An 11293-nucleotide genomic window follows, 5' to 3' on the forward strand; every position below is an offset into this window, starting at 1 on the left:
AACAAAAAAAGCGAGTGCGGATAGCCCGACCTGAAAGGACACGCCATAAAAAAAATCCAACTTTAATGAATTGGATTTGGTTTTTTAAAATTCTAGAATTCTGTCGTAATGTTTATGGTGGTTTTTAAATTCTGTAACACCTTCTTTGAAAGTTAGATATTTTGCTCCTTTTTTGCGGTTTTCTTTACTTATTAAATACATGTAGTGAAAATGTCTGGTTAGTTCCTTCCAACCATATAATAAGGAGTGTTTTGGGTCGTACATGTGTGTTGGTTCGCTTATAGCTCCGTTTATTTCTACTATTTGAAAGTTTTTTCCTTGTTCTAAATCGGAGTAATTGTTATACATAATATCCATTCTTCCAAAATGGAAACCTTCTATTTTTGAGCATATTTCGTTGAACGATTCAGTCATTTTTGGAGTTATATGATGACTTGCATCTACGAATTTTGTTCCCCTGCAATGATTTCCATATGGAACTAGGTTAATCGTTTTATTTTCATCTAGCACTGTGTCTATAATTTCTGAAAATTCTTTTTCTAAAACAGGGATTTGAAGTTCAAATCTTGGATCTTTTTCTAGAAGTTGTCTTATTGTTTCTTCTCCGTTTCCTTTTAGGATTAGAAATTCTTTTGAAACTATTCCAGTTAACATTCCTTTTTCTGAATTTGGTAATTTTACGTAGAATAAACCAATTTCGTTTTCATAAGGAATTAAATCTTGAATTAGAAAATCAAAATTTGCTTGATTTATGTATTTTTCTAAATCTTGAATTGTATCAATTTTCTTTACGGCTGTTCCTCTTAAACCTATGTCTGGTTTTGCTATTAAAGGAAAATTTATTCCTTTTTCTGTCAAAAGCTTAATAACTATTTCTATATCTTCTTTAGCTTTAAATAAAAGCGTTTTTGGATAATATTCTTGAGGAATTAGATCATAGATTTCTTTTTTAGATTCCATAAAAAAGCCTCCGTTTTTAATGGTAGGATTTGAGGCATTGAAGAAGAAGAATGACCTGGTTCTAAAAACGTAGTATAAATATTGAAAATAGACTGGTGTATAAAGTACTTGATAAGGCCAATATTCCCAATTTGTTAGTTTATGTAAAAATAATTTGGTGCTTTTCATTAGTCTAATAAATCAATATAATTAAATGTAATATCATTTTTAGAAATAACACATTGGGTAATGCTAATAGTTTTTAAAATATTGTTTCTATTAATTTGAAGTCCGAAATTTTTATTTTCACTTTCAGTAAACTGATGGAAATTTAATAGTTTTTGGCTATTCAATTCATTTTCAGACTTAATGAAATCTTGAAACCAAGCAGCTCTTTCTTCTCTTATTTCTTTTTCATATAAAGTTGATGATGACCAAATATGATTTTCATTTGGATTTAACTCTATGCTATTTTTTGTTATCTCATCCCATTGTAATTGATATAATTTCTCTTCAGAAAATAATACAATTGTAAAAGGTTCAATATTGTCTAATTCAATTGTGTCCCATTCTTGGATTGGATTTATAGAAGAAATTAAGTCTAAAACGATTAGACCTCTACTTTTTCTGTAATTTGATTTATGAATGTGTTTTTCTCTTGCTCCATTTAGTAAAACAATTGAACTTTTATTATTATGAGCAAACCATGTTCCTCCAGCTTTTGGGTCTTTTGGAAAATAAATTTCTTGATTATTGATTAGATATTTAGTTGGAGGAATTGCTCTTTCTCTTAAAATACTTTCGTCTCTGTTGGATGTTATGCAATAACTATCTTTTAGAGGAAAAAAACTTACTGTACACATTGGTTTCTATATTCGATTGTAGATTTTGCAACACCAAAATTTTCACTTAACTGTATAGATGGATTTTTTAAAACAGCTACTTTTATTAATGCTTGATGATGAATACTATGTTCTAAATTGTAAAGTAATTCTCTTTCATAATTTGTTGAAATGCTATAAACTAATTTGTCAATACCTTGTTGAAGAATTAATTCTTTATTAGGTTTTTCGAGGTTGTTTACTATTGTTTTTATGCAATTTATAGCATATTCAACATCTGTTTGAATTGATAAATTTCTTTCTCTTTTGTCATAATTAATTATACCAATTTCATAATTATTAATCAATGATTGATACATTTCAATAATGTGTCTTGTGTGTTCACCAATAGTAGCATTACTTAATTCAGAATGACAAAATGTATAAGAGGAAGTGTCTAAATTAGTTAAAAGACTAATTATTTCACTGAAATTGTCTTTTATAGAAGATATAAGCATATAATTAATTTTGATTTTCTAAAATTAATGTTTTTTTTAATTAACTGATTTACCTTCAGGAATAAATTTGATTGAAACTGAATTGGTACAAAAACGTTTGCCGGTTGTTTCTTTAGGTCCATCATCAAATACATGACCTAAATGTCCATCACAATTGGCACACACAACTTCTGTTCTTGTCATACCAAAACTATAATCTTCGTTATATTTAACTGAACCTTCAACAGCTTTATCAAATGATGGCCAACCACAGTCTGATTCAAATTTCATTTCCGAAGAAAACAAAACATTGTTACAAGCCGCACAAACGTAATTTCCTTTTTCGAAATGATCCCAATATTCACCAGTAAATGCTCTTTCAGTCCCTTTTTCACGAAGAACGTTATATTGTTCAGCTGTTAATTTTTTCTTCCATTCTGCTTCGGTTTTAATAACAGTTGGTTTTGTTTCTTCTTTTTTTTGTGAGTAACACGATTGTAATGTTACTAATACTATTAATGCAATTAACTTTTTCATAGCTTAATTTTTTTCAAATTTACTTTTTATAAAATTAAATTGATGTTAGATTAATGACATCAATCTAGTTAAGTGTTTATCTCTAAATCTTTAATATAGTCTTCATATTCATAAAAAAATCGTTCAAAAGCATCCATTTTTTCATTAAAAAAATCAAAAATTTCAGGCCATGTATTTTTATTATTACTGCTTACATTCAATTTTTCTACCCAAATTCGACTTACGGCTTTTCCATTTTCTAAATACAAATTACGTTCAAAAATGGCATCAGGTAAATATTCGTCTAATAAAATATTTTTTAACGACTCAATCTTCTCATAATATATTATACGATTTTTTTCGTCTTTTGGTTCTATTTCTAATAAAACTTGTGCTTTTTTATTATCTATATAGAATTTAAACGCAACATCTTTTATTTTGGTATTGTATAATATCCATTTTCTTGGATGTTCTTCGGCAAATTTTACCCAAAACTCTCTTTTAATACGTTGTACTTCTTCTTTACTAAACATTTTTTATAAGAAATTTGTGTTGAAAATTAAAATTTCGATTATCTTTAAACTTACAATTAAAATAAATGTATGCTTTTCAGTGAATTTATCAAATATGTTCCAAAAATAGAGAAAGAAAAACTTCTTTCCACAGATGCTCATGCAAAAATGGCACCTTTGGAACGAATTTCTTTTTTAAAGGAAATCAACTACCTTGATAAAAAGCCAAAAAAAGCTGCTGTTTTAATGTTGTTTTATCCAAAAAATGAAATAACACATTTAGCTTTAATTGTAAGAAATACTTATCCGGGTGTACATTCTTCACAAATTGGTTTTCCTGGTGGAAAGGTTGAATTAGAAGATTTAGATTTGAGGCATACAGCTTTGCGCGAAACGCATGAGGAAGTTGGAGTTCATCCTGAAAAAGTAACTATAATTAAACCATTTAGTGAGATTTATATTCCACCTAGTAATTTTTTAGTGTATCCTTTTATGGGGATTTCTCACGAAGAATTGGAATTTATTCCTGATTTAGATGAAGTTAAACGTGTTTTGGAATTTCCATTATCATTGTTTTTAGATGACACAACTATTTCAAATGTTAAAATGACCACTTCTTATGCGACTGATATTGAAGTTCCTGCGTTTATGGTAGAAAAATATGTGGTTTGGGGAGCAACTGCCATGATGATGAGCGAGTTAAAGGAAAATATCAAAAATGCTATAATTTAAAAGGTTTTATTACATTTGTAGCCTTGAAAAAAATTTAAAAAATTATGGGTTTATTTAAAAGAAATCCTTTTGGACATATATTATTTTTAAAAAAATGGTTGATTAGATTCTTCGGTGCATTGACTCATAGAAGATATAGAGGTTTCAATGAAATGCAAATTGAGGGCTCTGAAATTATTAAAAATTTACCAGACACTAATGTTTTGTTTATCTCAAATCATCAAACCTATTTTGCTGATGTTGTTGCTATGTTTCATGTTTTTAATGCAAGTTTAAAAGGAAGAGAAGATAATATCAAAAATGTAGGATATCTTTGGAATCCAAAAATGAATATCTATTATGTAGCTGCAAAAGAAACTATGGAAGCTGGTTTATTACCAAAAATATTAGCTTATGCAGGAGCAATTACTGTTGAAAGAACTTGGAGAGCTGAAGGTAAAGATGTTAAAAGGGAAGTGAATCCAAATGATACAGAAAACATTAAGGTTGCTTTGCAAGATGGTTGGGTAATTACGTTTCCTCAAGGTACAACACGTTCATTTAAACCTGTGAGAAAAGGAACAGCCCATATTATTTTGCAACATAAACCTATAGTTGTTCCTGTTGTGATTGATGGTTTTAGAAGATCTTTTGACAGAAAAGGACTTCGTATTAAAAAGAAAGGAATTTTACAATCAATGGTTATCAAAGAACCTTTGAAAATTGATTATGAAAATGATACTGTAGAACAAGTTGTAGAAAAAATTGAATATGCAATTGAACAACATCCTTCTTTTTTGAAAGTAATTCCAGCAGAAGTTTTAGAAGAAGAAGCCAAATTAAATAAAGAGCGACTTTGGAGATATTAAAAAAAATCCCATCAAATTTTTGATGGGATTTTTTTATTTTACAGCTTCAACGGTATAGCCTTTTTTTCGTAGAAGTTTAATCACTCCTTTTTCACCAGCTAAATGTCCAGCTCCAACACCATAAAAAGTAGGTTGTTCTTTAGAAACTCTTTCAATAATTGGAATCCAATTTGCATTTCTATCATTTAACAAAACATCACTAAAATCTGACGAAATTTTATTATCCGATTCTTTCATTACATCTAGCATACCTTCAATATTTTGATCGTCATAAATAGCCATTAACTTTTTAAATTCTGCTTTACCTTCAACCATATTATCTTTTGCTGTTTTAATCAATTCCTCCACTTGAGTTTTATACGGAATTTTATCAAAAACGGCTAATTGATCTGAAATTTCTTCCAAACCATATACTTCTTCATTTTGTTCTTTAGAATTTTTTACTAATTCCATTTCAATAGATTGCATAGGACATTCTAAAAGTTTAGGTATAAACATAGAACTAATCATGAAAGGCTTGAATTTATCAACCATTTTAATAGAAACATTAACATTTGCTTTTAAAAAATCATCTACTAATTTCACTTCTTCTTCAGTCATTAATGACGACAATGTAACTCCATCTTTCATCATCATATCTTTCATCATGGATGTTTGCAAAGTTGGATCGTCCATATCAATTTCAAGATATAACTGCGAAGTTTCATCTAATGCTTTTTTGAGATTATCATCAAAATTAATTTCACAAACTGCGTGCATAGTTCCAAAAAGATAAGAAGGTTTTTCTAATCCATTTCCAGAAATCTTCCAAAGTAAACTTTTTTCTAAATCTTGTGCATTGACTACAAAACCAAATAAAATAGTAGCTATAGCAAAAATAATTCGTACCATAAATTTATATTTCTAATTTTTTTAATTCTTCGTAATTATTATTCAAGCGTTTTAATAAAATTCCATAAATAAGCTTATAAAAAAGCCAAATAAAGAATGCAAAAACTCCAATAAAAATTAATGTAATTAGCAATGAAATTACAATAAAAATAGTTGCCTTACCTTTTCTTTCGACTTCATTATAAATTTTTACTAATTCTGGATCAAAGTTAAACTGTACAAAAAACATAACTAAAGCAGTAAATATTGTATAAATAATTACAATCTTAATATAATTCTGAACCGTTTTTCGAGTGTTTAATATGTTTTTAATCAGGCTTTTAATAGATTGTGTAGTGTTTATTTTTTTATAATTTAAGTAAAAAAGCACTATAAAATACCCTAAAATACAATAACTAATTACTTCTAAAATCATCATTATATGATAAGTATCATAACCGTTAAACTTATTAATTTGCTCATTATTTCTCAACATGAGTGCTGCTAAAATCCACAACAAAAATTCGCCAATACTTATCAAAAAAATCCACTTCACAATAGAAGAAGATCGTTTATGAAGCATGCCATAAATTTCTTTTTCGGTTATTTGATTAAAAGAATTTTCTTTCTTCTTCCAATCTTTTTTTAATATCTCTAATTCATCCATAGTTACGGATTTAATATTTTTTTTAATTTTCCTTTTACCCTGTTCATTTTCACCCTTGCATTTACTTCACTAATTCCTAATGTTTCAGATATTTCAGCATAATTCTTATCTTCTAAATACAAAAAAACCAATGCTTTTTCAATGTCATTTAATTCGCCAACAGCACTATATAAAAGTTTCAACTGTTCTTCTTCCTCAAAATTATAGTCTTCTTGCTTAACTTTATGAAAAGTATTGTCAAACTCAATGGTGCTAATGGTTCGTTTCTTTTTTCTATAAAGTGTAATGGCAGTGTTTAAGCCTACTCGATAAGCCCAAGTTGTAAATTTAGAATCACCTCTAAACTTTGGAAAAGCTTTCCACAACTGAATGGTAATTTCCTGAAATAAATCCTTGTGCGAATCATCATCAGAAGTATATAACCTACAAATTTTGTGGATTATATTCTGATTTTCTTGTAATTGTTTTACAAAAATGTCTTCCGATTCTTGATTCATACCTGATAAGTATACTAAAAGTGAATGTTGTTACAAGTATAGTGAATATTTTGTTTAATCGTTTAATTGTTTAATCGTTGAGTTGTTTATTTATTATTTAGAAGTATCTAATAATCCAAAAATCTAAAAATCATTTTCTTATATTTGTATTCTAAAATTCATATTTCACAAATGAACATACCTCGTTCTAGTTTTCCAAGAATTGTTATTATAGGTGGTGGTTTTGCAGGAATTGCTTTAGCCAAAAAACTTCGAAATAAAAGTGTACAAGTTGTACTTTTAGATAAACACAATTATCACAATTTTCAACCATTAATGTATCAAGTTGCAACTGGTGGATTGGAACCCGATTCTATTGCTTATCCTATTCGAAAAGTCTTGCAAGAAAGCAACGATTTTTATTTTCGATTATCTGACGTAAAAGAGATTGATTCTAAAAATAACAAAGTTATTGCGGATATTGGAGAACTTAAATATGATTATTTAGTATTAGCTACAGGTTCTAAAACCAATTTTTTTGGAAACAAAGAAATGGAAGGCAATTGTATGGCCATGAAAACCATTCCTCAATCGCTAAACATTCGAAGTTTAATTCTCGAAAATTTTGAACAAGCTTTACTGACGAATGATATTGAAGAACGTCATAGTTTAATGAATTTTGTTTTAGTTGGTGGAGGACCAACAGGTGTTGAATTGGCTGGAGCTTTGGCTGAAATGAAAAAAGCTGTTTTACCCAAAGATTATCCTGATTTAGATGTTCGAAAAATGGAAATCAATCTGATACAAAGTGGTGACAGAATTTTGAATACCATGAGTGAGAATGCTTCTAAAAAAGCAGAGAAGTTTTTAATAGATCTGGGTGTTAGTGTATGGAAAAATGTTAGAGTAATGGGTTATGACGGAAGAATTATTACTACTAATTCTGATTTAACTTTTGATAGTGCAACGGTAATTTGGACTGCTGGAGTTCAAGGAGCTTTAGTAAACGGTTTGTCTGCTGAAAGTTTAGTGGAAAGAGCAGATAGAATTAAAGTTAATGAATTCAATCAAGTTGTAGGTTATGATAATATTTTTGCCATTGGTGATATAGCTTGTATGGTTTCAGAAGATTTTCCACAAGGACATCCTATGATGGCTCAACCAGCAATGCAACAAGGAAGACACTTGTCTGAAAATCTTATTAGTTTAGTTGCTAATAAACCTTTAAAACCATTTGTATATAAAGATAAAGGATCAATGGCAACAATTGGAAGAAACAAAGCTGTTGTAGATTTACCACATTATAAATTCAGCGGTGTTTTTGCCTGGTTTGTTTGGATGTTTGTGCATTTATTATCGTTAATTGGCTTTAAAAATAAAGCGGTTGTGTTTTTAAATTGGGTTTATAACTACATTCGTTTTGATAGAGAAGCTCGTTTGATTATTCGTCCGTATAAAAAGAAACAAGCCGTTAGTTTTACTAGTGATGAGATATAAGAAAGTTGGTAGTATTCAATTTTGAGTCTTTAGTATAACTGCTAACTAATTACTGAATACTGTCAACTTTCTCATACCCAATCAACAATCCTATAAACTTACTATAACTTTCTAAACCATCTTTTTGTTGGTTTGCTTTTAAGAAATTATCATAGAAATATTCAAAAAAAGTATTGATTGGAGTTTCGTATTTCTTCCAAAATATTTCATTTTCATCGAAGTTTTTTAGCACACCTTTGTTTAATTTTTCCATATAAAGTTTACTTTTTCCTTCCTCAATTTCTTCTAAATTTCTGAAACAATATCTTACAGCTGTTGTGTAAGCAGCATATTGAAAATAATCATCAGAATTATTTATGGAAGCTAAATATCCAATAAAATTACATTCACTTTCTGAACCAATTCCAGTTTGATGAGCCATTTCGTGACAGGTTGTAAAAGGTGTAGCGTATTTGGGTTTCAAATAATTAACTTGTGCTTCATTGGTAAATGGATTCAAATAACCACCAAAACCCATGTAACTTAAAGGCATACTAAATAAGGATTGTTTTATACTTTTGGTATGATAATCAAATTCTTTTACATCTTTTGGCAGCTTATGATAACCATTTTGAGCCATTTCAAAAATCTCTTTTTCAGAATATGGATTTATAACTGCAACAGAATCATTTGCGGTTATTCTGATTTGTAATTCATTGGATTTGGCAATCATTTTTTCAGTTAAAGCTTCCAAATCAGCTAATTCATACTCTTTGTTGATGTTTAATTTTTCGTGTAAAGGAATTCGATAGTAATTCATTCCCCATAAAAAATGAAAAAAGAAATAAAATATTGATAGAATACTTAAGAATTTCAAACCGTTAACTTTCCAATTTCTAAAAAATCCTTTTCTATTTATAAATATCCATTTAATGAAAAAGAAAATCAAAACACTGTACATTACATCTCCAAAAGAAAATGAAAGTCCACCAAACAAACTTCTCAATCCTTTTGAAAGAATTGGATAAAAACCTTTACTGTAATAGGCTTCAATAATTTCAGGAAAGAAAGCTAATATCTTGACAACAATAATTTGGACAATCAACAATAAAGGTAAAATGTATTTTTTTTGCACAGTTTTAATTTAAAATGTAAATATAACTACAAATCAATTCCTAAAGAAATTAAACTTTGTAACTTTGCATTTCGAAACTTACAAAAACATAAATATAATGAGCCAAGAAGTAAGAAACCTTGAACCTAAAGAACTTTGGAACAAATTTGCAGACTTAAATGCAGTGCCTAGACCTTCAAAAAAAGAAAAAAGAGTCATTGCATTTATGATGGATTTTGGTAAGAAACTAGGATTTGATACTATAAAAGATGAAGTGGGAAATGTAATCATCAAAAAACCAGCTTCTGCAGGAATGGAAAATAGAAAAACCATCGTAATGCAATCGCATTTGGATATGGTGCATCAAAAAAATAATGATACGGTTTTTGATTTCGACACACAAGGAATTGAAATGTATGTGGATGGAGATTGGGTTCGTGCAAACGGAACAACACTTGGAGCTGATAATGGGTTAGGAGTTGCCACAATTATGGCAGTATTAGAAAGTAAAACTATCAAACATCCAGCAATTGAAGCTTTGTTTACTATTGATGAAGAAACAGGTATGACTGGTGCAATGGGTTTACAAGGTGGCATGTTAGAAGGAGAAATTCTTTTAAACTTAGACACTGAAGAAGATGACGAAATTGACATAGGTTGTGCTGGTGGAGTAGATGTTACTGCAACGGCTGAATATGACGAAGAAGAAACTCCAGAAAACGCTGTTGGATATACAATCACGGTAAAAGGTTTAAAAGGTGGACATTCCGGAATGGATATTCATAAAGGATTAGGAAATGCCAACAAAATTATGAACCGTCTTTTGTTTAATGGTTTTGACGATTTTGGATTGCAAATTGCAACTATAAAAGGAGGAAGTTTGCGTAATGCTATTCCACGTGAAAGTGTTGCCCAAGTTATAATTGCTAATGTTTATGATGAAGCTTTTGTATTTGACATGCAAGACATCATCAACGAAATTAAAACGGAATTAAAAACAACAGAACCTAATTTAGAAGTTGTTATTGAGAAATCAGAAACTACACCAGCTAAAGTTATGCCTCCAATGGCTCAGTATTTTTTAGTTCGTGCTTTATACACAGCTCACAATGGAGTGTATAGAATGAGTGCTGATTTTGCTGATTTAGTTGAAACTTCAAATAATATTGCTAAAGTTACAGTTGGTGATGGAAAATTAAGCGTACAATGTTTAACACGTTCTTCTGTAGAAACAGCTAAGTTTGATTTAGCGAATTCATTACGTTCAGCCTTTGAATTAATGGGTTGTGAAGTGGAATTTTCTGGAAGTTATCCTGGTTGGACACCAAACGCTAATTCTGAAATATTAGATGTTTTGAGTTCAATTTATGAAAAACAAAATGGTAAGAAAGCAGACGTAGTAGCTTGTCACGCTGGATTAGAATGTGGAATTTTAGGAACCAATTATCCTGATATGGATATGATTTCATTTGGCCCAACCATCAAAGGAGCTCATAGTCCAGATGAAAGAGCTAGTATTTCTTCCGTTCAAAAATATTGGAAATTTGTGTTGGAAGTTTTAGAGAATATTCCTGAAAGGAAATAGAGTAAAGAATATAGAAAATAGAAAATAGAAAACCTCGTTATAATAACGAGGTTTTTTTAATTTAAAAAATTTGTCTTTGCGAGACTATATTTTATTGATGATAAGCTTGATTGTGAGCTAACAGTGTTCCACACGATTTGCATGGTTCTGCAGTTCCTGATCCACCAGCACAGCCTTTACCGCAGGTATAATGCCAAACTCCAGCTGCATTTTGAGCAGGTTCAGCTTGTTGAGTTGGAG

General features: G+C 29.4%; 13 protein-coding genes. 4 read left to right on the top strand and 9 right to left on the bottom strand.

The window, feature by feature from the left end:
- Positions 1–84: 84 nt before the first annotated feature.
- The 5 genes from AABJ49_RS13690 to AABJ49_RS13710 all read right to left on the bottom strand — a co-directional run bounded on the left by AABJ49_RS13690 (position 85) and on the right by AABJ49_RS13710 (position 3306).
- Positions 85–1128, bottom strand: coding sequence for a D-alanine--D-alanine ligase (locus AABJ49_RS13690; RefSeq protein WP_338378852.1), 1044 nt, complete (start codon positions 1126–1128; stop codon positions 85–87).
- Positions 1128–1802 (bottom strand): NRDE family protein, encoded by a 675-nt coding sequence (locus AABJ49_RS13695; RefSeq protein WP_338378853.1) that lies wholly within the window; start codon positions 1800–1802, stop codon positions 1128–1130. The genes AABJ49_RS13690 and AABJ49_RS13695 overlap by 1 nt, the downstream gene beginning before the upstream one ends.
- Positions 1790–2278, bottom strand: a complete 489-nt coding sequence (locus AABJ49_RS13700; RefSeq protein ID WP_338378854.1) for a DinB family protein — start codon at positions 2276–2278, stop codon at positions 1790–1792. The genes AABJ49_RS13695 and AABJ49_RS13700 overlap by 13 nt, the downstream gene beginning before the upstream one ends.
- 36 nt (positions 2279–2314) lie before the next feature.
- Positions 2315–2794, bottom strand: coding sequence for a peptide-methionine (R)-S-oxide reductase MsrB (gene msrB, locus AABJ49_RS13705; protein WP_338378855.1), 480 nt, complete (start codon positions 2792–2794; stop codon positions 2315–2317).
- Between the two features lie 68 nt (positions 2795–2862).
- Positions 2863–3306 carry a DUF4268 domain-containing protein gene (locus AABJ49_RS13710; RefSeq protein ID WP_338378856.1) on the bottom strand — a complete coding sequence of 148 codons (444 nt, stop codon included), beginning with the start codon at positions 3304–3306 and terminating at the stop codon, positions 2863–2865.
- Positions 3307–3375: 69 nt separating this feature from the next.
- On the opposite strand from AABJ49_RS13710, the gene AABJ49_RS13715 reads away from it, so the two are divergent.
- Together AABJ49_RS13715 and AABJ49_RS13720 are read left to right on the top strand one after the other, a co-directional pair.
- Positions 3376–4017, top strand: a complete 642-nt coding sequence (locus AABJ49_RS13715; protein WP_338378857.1) for a CoA pyrophosphatase — start codon at positions 3376–3378, stop codon at positions 4015–4017.
- A gap of 44 nt (positions 4018–4061) precedes the next feature.
- Positions 4062–4865: a lysophospholipid acyltransferase family protein gene (locus AABJ49_RS13720; RefSeq protein WP_338378858.1), complete on the top strand. Its 804-nt coding sequence runs from the start codon at positions 4062–4064 to the stop codon at positions 4863–4865.
- Between the two features lie 33 nt (positions 4866–4898).
- Here the strand turns inward: AABJ49_RS13720 and AABJ49_RS13725 are convergent, their stop codons facing one another.
- From AABJ49_RS13725 to AABJ49_RS13735, 3 genes are read right to left on the bottom strand one after another with little or no spacing between them, the layout of a single operon-like run.
- Positions 4899–5756 carry a TraB/GumN family protein gene (locus AABJ49_RS13725; protein WP_338378859.1) on the bottom strand — a complete coding sequence of 286 codons (858 nt, stop codon included), beginning with the start codon at positions 5754–5756 and terminating at the stop codon, positions 4899–4901.
- 4 nt (positions 5757–5760) lie between these two features.
- Positions 5761–6402 carry a hypothetical protein gene (locus AABJ49_RS13730; protein ID WP_338378860.1) on the bottom strand — a complete coding sequence of 214 codons (642 nt, stop codon included), beginning with the start codon at positions 6400–6402 and terminating at the stop codon, positions 5761–5763.
- Positions 6403–6404: 2 nt separating this feature from the next.
- Positions 6405–6899, bottom strand: a complete 495-nt coding sequence (locus AABJ49_RS13735; RefSeq protein WP_338378861.1) for an RNA polymerase sigma factor — start codon at positions 6897–6899, stop codon at positions 6405–6407.
- A 171-nt stretch (positions 6900–7070) separates the two neighbouring features.
- Here AABJ49_RS13735 and AABJ49_RS13740 point away from each other — a divergent pair, with 171 nt between their 5' ends.
- Positions 7071–8375: an NAD(P)/FAD-dependent oxidoreductase gene (locus AABJ49_RS13740; RefSeq protein WP_338378862.1), complete on the top strand. Its 1305-nt coding sequence runs from the start codon at positions 7071–7073 to the stop codon at positions 8373–8375.
- Between the two features lie 49 nt (positions 8376–8424).
- On the opposite strand, the gene AABJ49_RS13745 is transcribed toward AABJ49_RS13740, so the two are convergent.
- The gene (locus tag AABJ49_RS13745; protein WP_338378863.1) at positions 8425–9489 is read right to left on the bottom strand and encodes a DUF3810 domain-containing protein; all 1065 of its coding nucleotides are present in this window, start codon (positions 9487–9489) and stop codon (positions 8425–8427) included.
- 97 nt (positions 9490–9586) lie between these two features.
- Between AABJ49_RS13745 and AABJ49_RS13750 the strand changes: the two genes are divergently transcribed.
- The gene (locus AABJ49_RS13750; RefSeq protein WP_338378864.1) at positions 9587–11053 is read left to right on the top strand and encodes an aminoacyl-histidine dipeptidase; all 1467 of its coding nucleotides are present in this window, start codon (positions 9587–9589) and stop codon (positions 11051–11053) included.
- The last annotated feature ends 240 nt before the right edge of the window (positions 11054–11293 follow it).

This window comes from uncultured Flavobacterium sp. (assembly GCF_963922255.1).
GTDB lineage: Bacteria > Bacteroidota > Bacteroidia > Flavobacteriales > Flavobacteriaceae > Flavobacterium.

What these genes read in the sequence shown, in the direction of transcription:
- AABJ49_RS13715 (WP_338378857.1), top strand. Translation starts at nt 3,376, where the DNA reads ATGCTTTTCAGTGAATTTATCAAATATGTTCCAAAAATAGAGAAAGAA.
- AABJ49_RS13750 (WP_338378864.1), top strand. Translation starts at nt 9,587, where the DNA reads ATGAGCCAAGAAGTAAGAAACCTTGAACCTAAAGAACTTTGGAACAAA.
- msrB (WP_338378855.1), bottom strand. Translation starts at nt 2,794, where the DNA reads ATGAAAAAGTTAATTGCATTAATAGTATTAGTAACATTACAATCGTGT.
- AABJ49_RS13700 (WP_338378854.1), bottom strand. Translation starts at nt 2,278, where the DNA reads ATGCTTATATCTTCTATAAAAGACAATTTCAGTGAAATAATTAGTCTT.
- AABJ49_RS13725 (WP_338378859.1), bottom strand. Translation starts at nt 5,756, where the DNA reads ATGGTACGAATTATTTTTGCTATAGCTACTATTTTATTTGGTTTTGTA.
- AABJ49_RS13695 (WP_338378853.1), bottom strand. Translation starts at nt 1,802, where the DNA reads ATGTGTACAGTAAGTTTTTTTCCTCTAAAAGATAGTTATTGCATAACA.
- AABJ49_RS13730 (WP_338378860.1), bottom strand. Translation starts at nt 6,402, where the DNA reads ATGGATGAATTAGAGATATTAAAAAAAGATTGGAAGAAGAAAGAAAAT.
- AABJ49_RS13710 (WP_338378856.1), bottom strand. Translation starts at nt 3,306, where the DNA reads ATGTTTAGTAAAGAAGAAGTACAACGTATTAAAAGAGAGTTTTGGGTA.
- AABJ49_RS13720 (WP_338378858.1), top strand. Translation starts at nt 4,062, where the DNA reads ATGGGTTTATTTAAAAGAAATCCTTTTGGACATATATTATTTTTAAAA.
- AABJ49_RS13690 (WP_338378852.1), bottom strand. Translation starts at nt 1,128, where the DNA reads ATGAAAAGCACCAAATTATTTTTACATAAACTAACAAATTGGGAATAT.
- AABJ49_RS13740 (WP_338378862.1), top strand. Translation starts at nt 7,071, where the DNA reads ATGAACATACCTCGTTCTAGTTTTCCAAGAATTGTTATTATAGGTGGT.
- AABJ49_RS13735 (WP_338378861.1), bottom strand. Translation starts at nt 6,899, where the DNA reads ATGAATCAAGAATCGGAAGACATTTTTGTAAAACAATTACAAGAAAAT.